The sequence below is a fragment of the Sphingomonas oleivorans genome (assembly GCF_003050615.1).
In the GTDB taxonomy this organism is placed as follows: domain Bacteria; phylum Pseudomonadota; class Alphaproteobacteria; order Sphingomonadales; family Sphingomonadaceae; genus Sphingomonas_H; species Sphingomonas_H oleivorans.
Map to the genome: position 1 here is coordinate 261271 of NZ_NWBU01000004.1, position 14665 is coordinate 275935.

At 66.0% G+C, this 14665-nt stretch carries 18 protein-coding genes; 11 read left to right on the forward strand and 7 right to left on the reverse strand.

All coding sequences use genetic code 11. The features are described 5' to 3' along the window. Positions 1 to 29: 29 nt before the first annotated feature. Positions 30 to 599: a hypothetical protein gene (locus tag CLG96_RS01345; protein ID WP_107966056.1), complete on the reverse strand. Its 570-nt coding sequence runs from the start codon at positions 597 to 599 to the stop codon at positions 30 to 32. Between the two features lie 30 nt (positions 600 to 629). Next, positions 630 to 1298, reverse strand: a complete 669-nt coding sequence (gene gmk, locus CLG96_RS01350; RefSeq protein ID WP_107966057.1) for a guanylate kinase — start codon at positions 1296 to 1298, stop codon at positions 630 to 632. A 73-nt stretch (positions 1299 to 1371) separates the two neighbouring features. Between gmk and CLG96_RS01355 the strand changes: the two genes are divergently transcribed. The 3 genes from CLG96_RS01355 (at position 1372) to CLG96_RS01365 (ending at position 4058) form a co-directional block, all read left to right on the forward strand. Next, positions 1372 to 1914 carry a DUF1697 domain-containing protein gene (locus tag CLG96_RS01355; protein ID WP_165799475.1) on the forward strand — a complete coding sequence of 181 codons (543 nt, stop codon included), beginning with the start codon at positions 1372 to 1374 and terminating at the stop codon, positions 1912 to 1914. Beyond that, positions 1911 to 2474 (forward strand): DUF2585 domain-containing protein, encoded by a 564-nt coding sequence (locus tag CLG96_RS01360; protein ID WP_107966059.1) that lies wholly within the window; start codon positions 1911 to 1913, stop codon positions 2472 to 2474. Before CLG96_RS01355 ends, CLG96_RS01360 begins: the two co-directional genes overlap by 4 nt. A gap of 99 nt (positions 2475 to 2573) precedes the next feature. After that, positions 2574 to 4058 (forward strand): catalase, encoded by a 1485-nt coding sequence (locus CLG96_RS01365; RefSeq protein WP_107966060.1) that lies wholly within the window; start codon positions 2574 to 2576, stop codon positions 4056 to 4058. A gap of 71 nt (positions 4059 to 4129) precedes the next feature. Here the strand turns inward: CLG96_RS01365 and CLG96_RS01370 are convergent, their stop codons facing one another. The 3 genes from CLG96_RS01370 to CLG96_RS01380 form a co-directional block, all read right to left on the reverse strand. Next, positions 4130 to 4339 (reverse strand): hypothetical protein, encoded by a 210-nt coding sequence (locus CLG96_RS01370; RefSeq protein WP_107966061.1) that lies wholly within the window; start codon positions 4337 to 4339, stop codon positions 4130 to 4132. 82 nt (positions 4340 to 4421) lie between these two features. Then, positions 4422 to 5810, reverse strand: a complete 1389-nt coding sequence (fumC, locus tag CLG96_RS01375; protein ID WP_107966062.1) for a class II fumarate hydratase — start codon at positions 5808 to 5810, stop codon at positions 4422 to 4424. 99 nt (positions 5811 to 5909) lie between these two features. Beyond that, a complete protein-coding gene (locus CLG96_RS01380) occupies positions 5910 to 6389 on the reverse strand; it encodes an SspB family protein (RefSeq protein WP_107966063.1) in 480 nt (159 codons plus the stop codon). A gap of 76 nt (positions 6390 to 6465) precedes the next feature. On the opposite strand from CLG96_RS01380, the gene hisB reads away from it, so the two are divergent. The 7 genes from hisB to CLG96_RS01415 all read left to right on the forward strand — a co-directional run bounded on the left by hisB (position 6466) and on the right by CLG96_RS01415 (position 11720). Next, the gene (hisB, locus tag CLG96_RS01385) at positions 6466 to 7062 is read left to right on the forward strand and encodes an imidazoleglycerol-phosphate dehydratase HisB (protein ID WP_107966064.1); all 597 of its coding nucleotides are present in this window, start codon (positions 6466 to 6468) and stop codon (positions 7060 to 7062) included. Between the two features lie 16 nt (positions 7063 to 7078). Further along, complete coding sequence (gene hisH / locus CLG96_RS01390; RefSeq protein WP_107966065.1) at positions 7079 to 7699, forward strand: imidazole glycerol phosphate synthase subunit HisH; 621 nt, start codon at positions 7079 to 7081, stop codon at positions 7697 to 7699. Positions 7700 to 7802: 103 nt separating this feature from the next. Next, positions 7803 to 8534: a 1-(5-phosphoribosyl)-5-[(5-phosphoribosylamino)methylideneamino]imidazole-4-carboxamide isomerase gene (gene hisA / locus CLG96_RS01395; protein ID WP_107966066.1), complete on the forward strand. Its 732-nt coding sequence runs from the start codon at positions 7803 to 7805 to the stop codon at positions 8532 to 8534. Further along, positions 8531 to 9304, forward strand: a complete 774-nt coding sequence (gene hisF, locus CLG96_RS01400; RefSeq protein WP_107966067.1) for an imidazole glycerol phosphate synthase subunit HisF — start codon at positions 8531 to 8533, stop codon at positions 9302 to 9304. Before hisA ends, hisF begins: the two co-directional genes overlap by 4 nt. A gap of 7 nt (positions 9305 to 9311) precedes the next feature. Beyond that, positions 9312 to 9635, forward strand: a complete 324-nt coding sequence (locus CLG96_RS01405) for a phosphoribosyl-ATP diphosphatase (RefSeq protein ID WP_107966068.1) — start codon at positions 9312 to 9314, stop codon at positions 9633 to 9635. 38 nt (positions 9636 to 9673) lie between these two features. Beyond that, complete coding sequence (locus tag CLG96_RS01410; RefSeq protein WP_107966773.1) at positions 9674 to 10054, forward strand: histidine triad nucleotide-binding protein; 381 nt, start codon at positions 9674 to 9676, stop codon at positions 10052 to 10054. Positions 10055 to 10166: 112 nt separating this feature from the next. Continuing rightward, the gene (locus CLG96_RS01415; RefSeq protein ID WP_107966069.1) at positions 10167 to 11720 is read left to right on the forward strand and encodes an amino acid permease; all 1554 of its coding nucleotides are present in this window, start codon (positions 10167 to 10169) and stop codon (positions 11718 to 11720) included. A 64-nt stretch (positions 11721 to 11784) separates the two neighbouring features. Here CLG96_RS01415 and CLG96_RS01420 read toward each other — a convergent pair whose 3' ends face one another. Further along, on the reverse strand, positions 11785 to 12780 hold the full coding sequence (locus CLG96_RS01420) for an adenosine kinase (RefSeq protein WP_107966070.1): 996 nt from the start codon (positions 12778 to 12780) through the stop codon (positions 11785 to 11787). A gap of 272 nt (positions 12781 to 13052) precedes the next feature. On the opposite strand from CLG96_RS01420, the gene CLG96_RS01425 reads away from it, so the two are divergent. Beyond that, entirely contained in the window at positions 13053 to 13445 is a 393-nt protein-coding gene (locus CLG96_RS01425) for a hypothetical protein (RefSeq protein ID WP_107966071.1), read from the forward strand. Here the strand turns inward: CLG96_RS01425 and queG are convergent. Then, positions 13420 to 14568, reverse strand: a complete 1149-nt coding sequence (gene queG, locus CLG96_RS01430; RefSeq protein WP_243395558.1) for a tRNA epoxyqueuosine(34) reductase QueG — start codon at positions 14566 to 14568, stop codon at positions 13420 to 13422. The two genes, CLG96_RS01425 and queG, sit on opposite strands and share 26 nt — an antisense overlap. Positions 14569 to 14665: the final 97 nt, after the last annotated feature.

The following is a 14665-nucleotide window of genomic DNA, read 5'->3' on the forward strand; positions in this document are numbered from 1 at the left end:
GCGCTCAGCCCGAGGCAGGGATTCGCCTCTCAATGCACCGTCATCGCCGCCGGCCTGGGCAGGAACCAGCGCGCGATGACCAGTCCGGCCACGGCAAAACCGATAAATTCGGAAATGGCGAGATAGACGAAATAGCCCCAGCCGAAATGGTTGAAGACCGGTTGGGCGAGCGTGAAATAGAGCACGGACGCCGCCGCGAACAGGACGACCAGCCTCATCCGGTCCGCAAGGGCCGTCACACGCGACGCCACCCCATAAAGCGCGATGCCGATCAGCAGCGCGGTTACGATCGAGAAGATCAGCCCCGCGAGCAGCGAGCCGGAGTCCGCCAGCGGGAATCCTTCCACATTGAAATGGACGGTCGCCACCGGCCCCTTGGCGAAGAGTATGTCGCCCTCGCGCGTGCCGGTCAGCGGGATGGCATAGGTGCCCGTGCCGCTCTTCGTCAGATTCTGGGCGAGCGCGAGCTGCACGGCGGTGCTTTCCGCAGGCCCCAGCGAAGCGAAGGCGAGCCTCGCCAGCGGCGTGCCCCAGAAGATGAAGCCGACGAAAAATTGGGCGAGCCCGCCCAATATGCTGCCGATCAGGATGCGAACCATCTCGTCCTCCCTGTTGTCCCCGTCGACAGGCTAGGACGGATCGCGTTCCCCTGAAAGGGCATTGCCCGCCTTGATGAGCTTGCGGGCGAAGCCGATCAGCCCCGTCTGGCGGCTGCGCTTCAGCCGCTCGGCTTCCAGGATCATGCGCACCTGACCGAAACAGCGATCGACATCATCGTTGATCAGCACATAGTCATAGCCGTCCCAATGGCTGATCTCGCTCGCTGCGCGGGCCATGCGCGATGCGATCACCGCGGGATCGTCCGTGCCGCGCCCGCGCAGCCGCCGGCCGAGCTCGTCCACCGAAGGCGGCAGGATGAAGACGCGCACCACATCGCCGCCCGCCTGCTGATAAAGCTGCTGTGCGCCCTGCCAATCTATGTCGAACAGTACGTCATTGCCTTCATCCAGCATGCGCTCGACCGGCGCCCTGGGCGTGCCGTAGCGATGATCGAAGACATGCGCCCATTCGAGGAATTCGCCGTTCGCGGTCATCTCGCGGAAACGCTGCAGATCGACGAAATGATAATCCCGCCCGTCCACCTCGCCGGGCCGCATCGGCCGGGTGGTAGCGGAAACCGACAAAGCGATGTCCGGATCGGACGCAAGCAGCATCCGGGCGATGGTCGATTTTCCGGCGCCCGACGGCGAGGACAGCACGAACAGGACGCCGCGGCGGGCAAGCTGAGAGTGAGGCATGGCCGCTCTTGGCGTCCCCCGCCACGCCCGTCAACGTCTGGCGCGTACGCCGCAAAAGAGGCAGCATCGGCGCATGACCTGTTTCATCGCCCTCCTCCGTGCCATCAATGTCGGCAAGCGCCAGGTGCCGATGGCGGAGCTCCGCATGCTCGTCACCGGCCTCGGCTATGGTGATGTGCAAAGCCATGTCGCCAGCGGCAACCTTCTTTTCTCGGGCGAGGGAAGCGCAGCGGATGTCGAACGGACGCTCGACGCGGCGATCAGCGAACGCTTCGGCTTTCCGGTCGAAACGATGGTCCGCACCGCCGATCAATGGCCTCTCTATGTCGCCGCAAATCCCTTCCCGCGCGAGAGCGAGGCCGCGCCCAACCGCGTGCTGATGCTGCTCTCCAAGGCGCCTCCCACCCCCGACGCCGCCGCGCGCATCGCCGAACGCGCGCAAGCGGGCGAGATCGTCCGCGCCGCAGGCGGGGCGATCTGGATCTATTATGCCGACGGCGTCGGCCGGTCGAAGCTCAGCCCCGTCTTCATCGACAGGATGATCGGCTCGCCCGCCACCGGCCGCAACATCAGCACGGTGCGCAAGCTGGCTGCGATGGCGGGCGTCGCAGCATGAGGCGGATCGCGCCGCGCCATCTGCTGATCGCCCTCGCCATCCTATTCACCGCCGCCGCGATCCTGCTCGCCATGGGGCGTCCGCCAATCTGCACCTGCGGCACGGTCAAGCTCTGGCACGGCTCCGTCCAATCGGCCGAGAACAGCCAGCATCTCGCCGACTGGTATACGCCCAGCCACATCATCCATGGCTTCCTCTTCTATGCGCTGGGCTGGCTGCTGCTCCGCCACAGCCCCGTGGGCGAGCGTTTCGTCATCGCCGTGGCGATCGAGGCGGCATGGGAGCTGATCGAAAATTCCCCCATGGTCATCGATCGTTATCGCCAGGCGACGATCGCGCTCGGCTATCTGGGCGATAGCGTGATCAACTCGGTCGCGGACATCGGCTGGATGATGCTGGGCTTCCTCCTCGCGCGGCGCCTCCCCATCGTCACGACCATCGCGCTGACGATCGGCTTCGAGCTTCTGACGCTGTGGCTGATCCGCGACAATCTGGCACTCAATATCCTCATGCTGCTCTGGCCGGTGGAGGCCATCCGGATATGGCAGGGCGGCACCTGATCGACATACTCGATTTCTGGAACAGGGTTTAATCGTTGGAATTGATCTGAAGCCAAGTGCATCCCTCCAGCATCGCAAGAGCAGGAAAGGGCACGCAAGATGGCTGACAGACCCATATTGACCACCAGCGCCGGCGCGCCGATCGGCGACAATCAGAATGCGCTCAGCGCCGGCGCGCGCGGGCCGCTGCTGCTGCAGGACTATCAGCTCATCGAAAAGCTCGCGCATCAGAATCGCGAGCGCATTCCCGAGCGCGTGGTCCATGCCAAGGGCTGGGGTGCCTTCGGCACCTTCACCGTCACGCACGACATCAGCCGCTACACCAACGCCAAGATCTTCTCGGCCGTCGGCAAGCAGACCGATCTGCTGCTGCGCTTCTCGACCGTCGCCGGCGAGCAGGGTGCTGCCGATGCCGAGCGCGACGTGCGCGGCTTCGCGCTGAAATTCTATACGGAGGACGGCAATTGGGATCTGGTCGGCAACAACACGCCGGTCTTCTTCATCCGCGATCCCTATAAATTCCCGGATTTCATCCGCACGCAGAAGCGCCATCCCAGGACCAACCTGCGCTCGGCCACCGCCATGTGGGATTTCTGGTCACTGTCGCCCGAATCGCTCCATCAGGTGACGATCCTCTTCTCGGATCGCGGCCTGCCGGTCGCCCCGCAATATATGAACGGCTATGGCTCCCACAGCTATTCCTTCTGGAATGATGCGGGCGAGCGCTATTGGGTGAAGTTCCACTTCAAGACGCAGCAGGGCCACCGCGTCCACAGCAATGAGGAAGCCGCCGAGGTGATCGGCCGGAGCCGCGAATCCTATCAGGAGGCGCTCTACGGCGCGATCGATCGGGGCGAATTCCCGAAATGGACGGTCTATGTCCAGATCATGCCCGAGGCGGATGCGGACAAGACGCCCTATGATCCGTTCGATCTCACGAAGGTCTGGCCGCATGGCGATTATCCGCTGATCGAGGTGGGCGAGATCGTGCTCGACCGCAATCCGGACAATTATTTCGCGGAGGTCGAGCAGGCCGCCTTCTCGCCATCCAACATCGTCAAGGGGATCAGCTTCTCGCCGGACCGGGTGCTCCAGGCGCGGATCTTCGCCTATGCCGACGCGCATCGCCACCGGCTCGGCACCCATTATGAGGCGCTGCCGGTGAACCAGCCGAAATGCCCGGTGCATCATTATCACAAGGATGGGCAGATGCGCTTCTTCGGGACGGCGCACGGAAATGCCGACGCCTATTATGAGCCCAACAGCTTCGGCGGGCCGGTGGAGGACCCCTCCTATCGCGAGCCGCCGCTGAACCTGTCCGGCCCGGCGCGGCGCTACGATCATCGCGACGGCAATGACGATTACAGCCAGCCGCGCGCGCTGTTCAGCCTGTTCGACGCGGGCGAAAAGGCACGGCTTTTCGCCAATCTGGCGGCGGCGATGCAGGGCGTTCCACAGTTCATCGTCGATCGCCAGCTCGGCCATTTCGAGAAGATCGCGCCCGAATATGCGGCCGGCGTGCGCGATGCGCTCGCCCGCCTCGCCGGATCGGCCGAGGAAGCCGCGCTCGAGCCGGCGGAATAATCGCCCGCCGATAAGGGAAAGGGCCGCGGTGGCATCCCACCGCGGCCCTTTTCATTCCGCCGATATGGCGGTCAGGAGCGTCCAGTCATCGTCCGCCGCTCCTTGTGCCGGTCATAGGCTTTCTTGGCGACATAGCCGCCACCCAGGATCAGCCCCAGCGGCCCCAGCCGGCGCAGCGCGCCCGCCGCCGCCACGCCGATCAGCGCGCCCTTGACGCCGCCCCGCCCGTCCCGCCGATCAATCTCGCGCCCGACCGCTGCACCGATAAGCTTCCCGATCATGTAAAGCCTCCCTTTAAACCTTGCCTGCAATTAGCGCCGGATGGGAACCGACGGTTCCACGGCCCGCCGCAGCTTCCGCCCGTCACCGCCCGAGCATCGCCTCCGGCCGCACCACCCGGTCGAACGTCTCCTCGTCCACCAGCTCCAACACCAGCCCCGCCTCGCGCAGCGACAGGCCATGATGATGCGCATATTTGGCGATCTTCGCGGCATTGTCATAGCCGATCTCGGGCGCGAGCGCGGTGACGAGCATCAGCGAGCGTTCGAGCAGCTCCTCGATCCGCTTCCGATCCGGCTCCAGCCCATCGAGCGCGCGCAGGCCGAAACTTTCCATGCCCACACTCAAGAGGTCGATCGATCGCAACATGTTCGCGCCGATCAGCGGCTTGAACACGTTAAGCTCCATATGCCCCTGCAATCCGCCGATCGTGACGGCCTGGGCATTGCCCATCACCTGCGCCGCCACCATCGTCAGCATCTCGCACTGGGTGGGGTTCACCTTGCCCGGCATGATCGAGCTGCCCGGCTCATTTTCGGGCAGCTTCAGCTCGCCCAGGCCGCAGCGCGGGCCGGATCCGAGCAGGCGGATGTCGTTGGCGATCTTGGAAAGCGAAACCGCGATCACGTTGAGCACGCCCGAAAGCTCGACCAGCGTATCGTGCGTCGCCAGCGCCTCGAACTTGTTGGGCGCCGTCTCGAACGGAAGCCCGGTCAGCAGGGCGAGCTCCGCCGCCACGTCACGGTCGAATCCCTTGGGCGCGTTCAGCCCTGTGCCCACCGCCGTTCCGCCCTGCGCCAGCCGGTGAAGCCGGGGCAGCACCGCCTCGACCCGTGCGATGCCGTCCGCGATCTGATGGGCATAGCCCGAAAATTCCTGGCCCAGCGTCAGCGGCGTCGCATCCTGCAAATGGGTGCGGCCGATCTTGACGATATCGTCCCAGGCCGCCGCCTTCTCCGCCAGCCTTTCATTGAGCCGCCTAAGCGCGGGCCGCAACTGATCCGCCACCGCGCGCGCGGCCGCGACGTGCAGCGCCGTCGGGAAGCTGTCGTTGGAGGATTGGCCGCGATTGACATGATCGTTGGGATGGACCGGCGCCTTGCCGCCGCGCTCGCCCGTCAGCAGCTCATTGGCGCGCCCCGCAATCACCTCATTGGCGTTCATGTTGGATTGGGTGCCCGATCCCGTCTGCCAGATGACGAGCGGAAACTGGTCGTCATGCTTGCCCGCGACCACCTCGGCCGCCGCCGTCTCGATCGCCTTGGCAATCTCCGTCTCCAGCCCGTGGCGCCGGTTCACCCGCGCCGCCGCCTGCTTCACCAGTGCCAGCGCATGAACGATGCCGATCGGCATCCGCTCATTGGGGCCGAAGGGAAAATTCTCGATCGATCGCTGCGTCTGCGCGCCCCAATAGGCGCCGGCCGGCACGTCGATCGGGCCGAAACTATCGGATTCGGTGCGGAATTCGGCCATCTCAGTCTCCCGTCATGCAACGGGAAGCTGGCATCTCCCAGGCTTATTTCAAGTCCGCAACGGCCAGCCGGGCGCGCGCCCGCGATGATGAGAACGGGATTATTTTTTCCGGGTGAAATCGACCGAGACGACGTTCGATCCATCCTCGATGGGCGTAGCGACCGGCGCGTCATTGCCTGCCGTGCCCGCCTCGGGCTCCTCATCCTCCTCCTGGGCGGAGAATTGCAGCGCGAAATTCACCGCCGGATCGACGAAGCGGGTGATCGCGGCGAAGGGGATGAACAGGCGCGAGCCGATCTGGTTGAAGCTCAGCCCCACCTCGAATCCCGTCGGGCTCACCTTCAGATCCCAGAAACGATGCTGGATGACGATCGTCATCTCGTCCGGGAAACGCTCCACCAGATGGCGCGGAATATCGACGCCGGCGGCACCCGTCTTGAAGGTGATGTAGAAATGATGGTCGCCGGGCAGGCCGCCATTCTTCTCGATCTCGCCCAGCACGCGGCCGACGACGGCACGCAATGCCTCCTGGACGATTTCGTCATAGGGAATCAGGCTGTCGGGCGTGGTATCGCTCATGCCCCTTCAAGTGGACGCATGGCACTGGCGGGTCAAGACGTTGCGAGTCCGTGGGACCACGCTATACGCGGCGACCATGCGCACGGCCACGATTCACCGCAAGACGAGCGAGACCGAGATCGACGTCGAGATCAATCTCGACGGTATGGGCGTCTATGAGGTCTCGACGGGCATCGGCTTCCTCGATCATATGCTCGAGCAGCTTTCGCGCCATTCGCTGATCGACATCAGGCTGAAGGCGATCGGCGATCTTCACATCGATACCCATCACACCGCCGAGGACAGTGCCATCGCGCTTGGCGAGGCGGTTCGCCAGGCGCTCGGCGACCGGCGCGGAATCGCCCGCTTCGGCCATGCCTATGCGCCGATGGACGAGACGCTGAGCCGCATCGCGATCGACATTTCCGGCCGCCCTTATCTGGTGTGGAAATCCGCCTTCACCCAGCCCAAGCTCGGCGATCTGGATACGGAGCTGATCGAACATTGGTTCCTGAGCTTCGCGGGCGCGGTCGGCATGACGCTGCATGTCGAGACGCTCTACGGCCGCAATAATCACCATATCGCCGAAAGCCTCTTCAAGGGCGCCGCGCGCGCGCTGCGCACCGCGATCGAGATCGATCCGCGCAAGGCCGATGCCGTGCCCTCCACCAAGGGCACGTTGGGGGGCGTCTGATGCCCCGGGCCAGGCCATGACCGACCGCGTCGCCCTGATCGATTATGGCGCCGGCAATCTGCGCTCGGTGGAAAATGCCCTGCGCGCGGCGGGCGCGGAGGATATCGACGTCACCGCCGATCCCGCGGCCCTGCTTGCCGCGGATCGGATCGTGCTTCCCGGCGTCGGCGCCTTCGCCAATTGCATGGGCGCGCTGTCGGCCATTCCGGGCATGGTCGATGCGCTCAACGAAGCAGTGCTGGCGGATGCCAAGCCCTTTCTCGGCATCTGCGTCGGCATGCAGCTAATGGCCGATTTCGGCGAGGAATTCGGCATCCACAAGGGCCTGGGCTGGATCGGCGGATCGGTCGCGCTCCTCCAGCCCCGCGATACCGCGCTCAAGGTGCCGCATATGGGCTGGAACGATGTGACGCCCGCTCAGGAACATCCGCTGATCGTTCCCGGCGAGGCCTATTTCCTGCACAGTTTCGCCTTTTCGCCCGCCGATCCGGCGGATCTCCTCGCCGCAACCGATCATGGCGGTCCCGTCACCGCCGCGATCGGCCGGCACAATATGATCGGCGTCCAGTTCCATCCGGAGAAGAGCCAGGCCTATGGCCTCGCCTTCCTCGCCCGCTTCCTGGACTGGCGCCCTTGACCGCCCGCCATTCGCCCCGTGCCAAGCCGAGAATGGTCGCGGCCATCGGCATGCGGCTGTCATGGTTTCGCGCTATAGAAAAGGTTCAGGAAATCGTTACGGCATGAGCATCATCGTCTTCCCCGCGATCGACCTCAAGGGCGGCCAGGTCGTGCGCCTCGCCGAAGGGGATATGGATCGTGCCACCGTCTATGGCGAAAATCCCGCCGAACAGGCACGGATCTTCGCCGATCAGGGCGCGGATCATCTCCATGTCGTCGATCTTGACGGCGCCTTCGCCGGCCAGTCGGTCAATGGCGGCGCTGTCGAGGCGATCGTCGCGGCCTTTCCCGGCAAGGTGCAGCTCGGCGGCGGCATCCGCGATCGCGGCGCGATCGATCGCTGGCTGTCGATCGGCGTCGAACGAGTCGTGATCGGCACGGCCGCGCTCGAAAATCCCGATCTGGTGCGGGAAGCGGCGCGCGACCTGCCGGGCCGCATCGTCGTCGCGGTCGATGCACGCGACGGCAAGGTCGCCACCCGCGGCTGGGCCGAAGTCTCCGAAGTCTCGGTCGTCGATCTCGCCAACCGCTTCCAGGATGCCGGCGTCGCCGCGCTGCTCTTCACCGATGTCGGCCGCGACGGCCTGCTCAGGGGTTGCAACGTCCATGCCACGCTCGATCTCGCGCGGCGCACCACCATCCCCGTGATCGCCAGCGGCGGCGTCGCCGATCTGGGCGACATATTGGCGCTCGCCCGCCATTTCACCGACGGGATCGAAGGCGTCATCACCGGCCGGGCCCTTTATGACGGCCGCCTCGACCTGCGCGAGGCGCTGGAAGTCGCCCGGGCATGAGCGTCCGCGTCCGCGTCATCCCCTGCCTCGACGTGGCGGGCGGCCGCGTCGTCAAGGGCGTCAACTTCGTCGATCTGGCCGATGCCGGCGATCCGGTGGAACAGGCGCGGGTCTATGACGCGGCGGGCGCGGACGAGCTTTGCTTCCTCGACATCACCGCCAGCCATGAAGGGCGCGGCACCATCCTCGATGTCGTCGCGCGCACCGCCGCCGTCTGCTTCATGCCGCTCACCGTCGGCGGCGGCGTCCGCACGGTGGAGGATGCGCGCGCGCTGCTCCTCGCCGGTGCGGACAAGGTCGCGATCAATTCCGCCGCCGTGGCCCGGCCCGAGCTTGCCGCCGAGCTGGCCGACCGTTTCGGCGCGCAATGCGTCGTCGGCGCGATCGACGCGCGCAACGTCGCCCCCGGCCGCTGGGAGATTTTCACCCATGGCGGCCGTCGCCCGACCGGCATCGACGCCATCGCCCATGCCCGCCGCCTGGCCGAGCTCGGCGCGGGCGAGCTCCTGGTGACGTCGATGGATCGGGACGGCACGCGCGGCGGCTATGATCTCGCGCTGACCCGCGCCATCGCCGATGCCGTGTCCGTGCCGGTGATCGCCAGCGGCGGCGTAGGCGGGCTCGACGATCTGGTCGCGGGCGTGACGGAGGGGCATGCGAGCGCGGTGCTCGCCGCCTCCATCTTCCATTTCGGCAAATATAGCGTGGCGGAGGCGCATGCAGCGCTCGCCGCCGCGGGCCTTCCGGTTCGTCACCCGCAAGGCTATTGATACGGGCATGGCCAACACATTGACCCAGCTCGAACAGACGATCCTCAACCGCCGGGGCGCGGACCCGAGCATGTCCTATGTCGCCAGCCTCTTCGCCCGGGGCCGGCCAAAAATCGCCGAGAAGCTGGGCGAGGAAGCGGTCGAGACGGTGATCGCCTCGCTGAGCGGGGATCGCGGCGCGCTGGTCGGCGAGGCGGCGGACCTCCTCTTCCACCTTTGCGTGCTGCTCGCCGATGCCGACATCACCGTCGCCGACGTGCTGGCCGAGCTCGACCGGCGCGAAGGCATCTCCGGCATCGCGGAAAAGGCCGCCCGCAACCCGCAGGCCTGATTCCGCACGATATGGGGATGGAAGGAAAGGACCGAGCGATGCCGATCGACGCCACTTTGCCCTATGACGAGACCAACATCTTCGCCCGCATCCTGCGCGGGGAAATCCCCGCGAAGACGGTCTATGAGGATGATTTCGCGCTCGCCTTCCACGACATCAATCCGCAGGCGCCGACGCACATATTGGTGATCCCCAAGGGCGCCTATGTCTCCTGGGACGATTTTTCCACGCATGCGCCCGATGCGGAGATTGCCGGCTTCATCCGCGCGGTCGGCCATGTCGCGCGCGAGGCGGGGCTGGTCGAGCCCGGATATCGCCTGCTCGCCAATATCGGCGGCCATGGCCATCAGGAGGTGCCTCACCTCCATGTCCATATCTTCGGCGGCCGCCCGCTCGGGCCGATGCTTGCCCGCGGCTGAACGCCGTCATCAAAACGTCGCTTATTCTATTGCGCGCCGCCGATCAGCCGCTAGGCTCCGAGCCCCATAATACAGGCAATCCCGTAAGGATGCCTGACAAGGGGAAAGCTACATGATTTTCTGGCGCGTCAAGCCGCTCGACGCCATTTTGGCCACTGCCGAGAAAAAATCGCTTCACCGCTCGCTCGGTGCCTTCCAGCTCACCATGCTCGGCATCGGCGCCGTCATCGGCACCGGCATCTTCGTCCTGACGGCGGAAGCCGCGCAGAAGGCCGGGCCGGGGATGATCCTCAGCTTCGTCATCGCCGGCTTCGTCTGCGCGGTCGCCGCGCTTTGCTATGCCGAGATGGCGGCGATGGTGCCCGTCTCGGGCTCCGCCTACACCTATAGCTATGCGGTGATGGGGGAGCTTGTCGCCTGGATCGTCGGCTGGGCGCTGATCCTCGAATATGCGGTGGCGGCGGGCGCCGTCTCGGTCGGATGGTCCGGCTATATCGTCGGCCTGATCGAAAATGTGGCGGGGATAGACATACCGGACGCCTGGGTGCTCGGCCCGCTCAATGGCGGCATCATCAATATTCCCGCCATGTTCGTGGCGCTCGTCATCACCTGGCTGCTCGTGCTCGGCACCAAGGAGAGCGCCTTCGTCAACGCGATCCTCGTCGCCATCAAGATCGTCGCGCTCACCGTCTTCGTCATCCTGTCCATCCCCGTGATGAACATGGAGAATTTCCAGCCCTTCGCGCCGCTCGGCATGGGCGGCATCTCGGCGGCGGCAGCGTCGATCTTCTTCGCCTATGTCGGCTTCGACGCGGTCTCGACCGCGGCCGAGGAAACCAAGAATCCCCAGCGCAACATGCCGATCGGCCTGATCGGCAGCCTCGCCATCTGCACCCTCTTCTACATGCTGGTCGCATCCGGCGTGATCGGATCGGTCGGCGCGCAGCCGCTGCTCGATGCCAACGGCGCCGGATTTTCGCCCGGCAGCGCGGAATTCGCCGCCGCCTGCAAGGCAAGCCCCGATAGCTATGTCGTCTGCTCGCGCGAGGCGCTGGCCTGGACGCTGCGCGAAATCGGCTGGCGCCAGATCGGCAATCTCATCGGCCTCGCCGCCGGCTTCGCGCTGCCGTCGGTCATCCTCATGATGATGTTCGGCCAGACGCGCATCTTCTTCGTGATGAGCCGCGACGGCCTGCTTCCGGCCTCGCTCTCGAAGGTTCATCCCAAATATCGCACGCCGCACGTCATCACCATCATCACCGGCATCTTCGTCGCGCTCTTCTCGGCGCTGTTCCCGGTGGGCGTGCTGGCGGACATCTCCAATTCGGGCACGCTCTTCGCCTTCGCCGCGGTGGCGCTCGGCGTGCTGATCCTGCGCAGCCGCGAGCCCGGCCGCGCCCGTCCGTTCCGCACGCCGGCCGTCTGGTTCGTCTCGCCGCTCGCGGCGGCGGGCTGCGTCTATCTCTTCTTCAGCCTGTCGCGCGAAACGCAGCTGATGTTCTTCGGCTGGGCCGCGATCGGCCTCGTCGTCTATTATCTCTATGGCTATCGCCGCAGCCAGCTCGCGCATGGCGTGATCGAGGTGCCCGAGGAGGAGGCCGATATTCCGCCCGTTCCCGTCCCCCCGCTGCCTCACGCCCCCACGCCGGGCGGCAAGCAGGCCTGAACGAAAAAAGGGGCGCTTCCGATGGGAAGCGCCCCTTCTTCTTGAACCCGCTGGCGTTGTGCCCTTATCCCAGCCGCGCCGCGATCAGTTCATTGAGATCCGCTTCCGGCCGCGCGCCATAATGGGAGATTACCTCCGCTGCGGCGATTGCGCCCATGGTCAGGCTGTCCTGCACGCTGCGTCCCTGCGTCTGCCCCGCGAGGAAGCCCGCCGCGAACAGGTCGCCCGCGCCCGTCGTATCGACGATCCGCGCGATCGGCTCGGCCGGCACGGCGAAGCGCGCGCCATCCTTCAACGCGATCGCCCCATGCGCGCCGCGCGTGACGACCAGCAGCGGCACCTTCGCCGCCGTCGTCGCCACCGCCGCCTCGAAATCGTCGGTCTGGGCGAGCGACAATATCTCCGCCTCATTGGCGAAGAGTATGTCGATCAGCCCTTCCTCCATCAGCCGGTTGAAATCGCCGCGATGCCGCTCGATGCAGAAGGCGTCGGACAGGGTGAAGGCCACCTTGCGGCCGGCGCCACGCGCCACGTCGATCGCGGCGCGCATCGCCGCGCGCGGCTCTTCCGGATCCCACAAATAGCCTTCGAGATAGAGGATCGCGGCGGACGCGATCAGCTCCCGATCCAGCGCCGCCTCGGGCAGGAACTGGGATGCGCCGAGGAAGGTGTTCATCGTCCGCTGCCCGTCCGGCGTCACCAGGATCAGGCAGCGCGCGGTGGAGGGATCGCCCCGACGCGACATGGTGTTGTAGACGACGCCTACCGCGCGAATATCATGCGCGAAGACGGTGCCGAGTTGATCTTCCGCCACCTGGCCGATGAAGCCGCATTTGCCGCCAAGTGCCGCGATGCCGGCCACGGTGTTCGCCGCCGATCCGCCGCTGATCTCGCGCCCCGGCCCCATCCGGCTGTACAGACCCTCCGCCGTTTCCGGATCGATCAGCCGCATCGATCCCTTGGCTATTCCTTCGTTCGCGATGAAGGCGTCGTCCGCCTGGGCAATTACGTCGACAATGGCATTGCCGATCGCGATGATATCGAGGGTCGTACCCGTCACGCCTGTCTCCCTGTGGCGGCGAAATCGAAATAGCGCGACTAGACGGGGACTGAGCCCGACGCAATCCGATAGCCCCGGCCGTGAAAGGCGATAAGAAAAGGCGATGCGCCTTCAAATCTCATTCCGACCGCCGGAAAGACGAGACTCGCCTTGCGACCGGCCGTGGCGATGGCGCGTCGCCCGGGTCCCTGCCATTAGCGACCCGTTCATGCGCCTTGTCGCAAAACTGCCGGCATCGCCATGATCAAGTCTATGTTTCACGGGAGGAAGCGATGATCCGCCGCCTTGGCGCGCTCGTGCCGATGATCGGCCTGGCCGCGCTCGCCGCCTGCACCACGCCCAGCGCCGGCCCGCCGACCATCGTATCGCCCCCTTCGTCGCCGTCGCCCGCCAAATTGCCGACGGCCGGGCTGGAGCGGGTGATGGGCCAGGATGCCCGCGCGCTCCAGCTGCTGTTCGGCGATCCCGATCTCGATCTGCGCGAGACGGGCGCGCGCAAGCTCCAATTTTCCGGTCCGCTCTGCGTGCTCGACACCTATCTCTATCCGCGCGGGTCCGGCCGCGAGCCGGTGGTCACCTATGTCGACGCGCGCCGCCCGGACGGCACGGATTTCGACCGTGCAAGCTGCGTCGCTGCACTCAGCCGCCGGCAGGAAGCGCGCTGATCGGCTCGACCGATCGGGCATCGGCCATGTCGGGCGGCAGCATCCACTCCGCCCGCACTGTCTCGTCCGTCTCGCTATCGATCCGCGCCGCACGCTCCCGCGCGAATGCCGCCGGATCGAGCCGCGACAGTGCCCAGACCGCCGCCCCGCGCACCAGCGCGCTCGGATCGTCCAGCAGCCGCACAGCCGGCGCCACCAGCGCCGCGGCCCCGCTGTTCCCCGCTACGATCAGCGCGTTGCGCACCATCCGGTCTCGCCCGATCCGCTTGATCGGCGAGCCCGAGAAGATCGCGCGGAAGGCCGGATCGTCCATCTCCAGCAGATCGCCTATCTCGGGCGCCGCCAGCTCCGCCCGCGCATGGAAGGCCCGGTTCGCCGCAGCGCTCGCGGCGAACTTGTTCCACGGGCAGACCGCCAGGCAATCGTCGCAGCCATAGACGCGATTGCCGATCGCCGCGCGGAACTCCAGCGGGATGGGGCCCTTATTCTCGATGGTGAGATAGGAGATGCAGCGCCGCGCATCGATGCGATAGGGCGCCGGAAAGGCGTCCGTCGGGCAGGCCCGCTGGCAGGCGTCGCATGATCCGCAACTGTCGCGATGGCGCGCGTCGGGCGTCAGCTCCAAAGTCGTCATGATCGCGCCGAGCAGCAGCCAGCTTCCCTGTTCGCGGCTGACGAGATTGCTGTGCTTGCCCTGCCAGCCGAGCCCCGCCGCCTCGGCCAGCGGCTTTTCCATCACCGGCGCGGTATCGACGAACACCTTCACATCGCCCCCCGCCTTCGCCACCAGCCAGCGGGCGAGCGCCTTCAGCGCCTTCTTGACGATGTCATGATAATCCTGCCCGCGCGCATAGGCGGAAATGCGCCCGATCCCGCCTTCGCCTTCCAGCGCCATCGGATTTTCGGCCGGTGCATAGCTCATGCCGAGCATGATGACGGATCGCACCTCGGGCCATAGCGCCGCCGGGCTGCCGCGCTGGCCGGATCGTTCCTCCATCCACAGCATGTCGCCATGCGCGCCGCTCGCCAGCCATTCGGCCAGCCGCGCCGCCGTCTCCGGCGCCGCATCCGCGCGTGCAATGCCGCAGGCGACGAAGCCCAGCGCCGCCGCTTCCGCCTTCAATGCCGCCTCTATATCCACAAGGCCCTATCTACACGCCCCGTCCGCAAAAGCTGGAATCTCTTTTCGCCTTTCGTCACAAAGGCTCCGGCTGTCACGG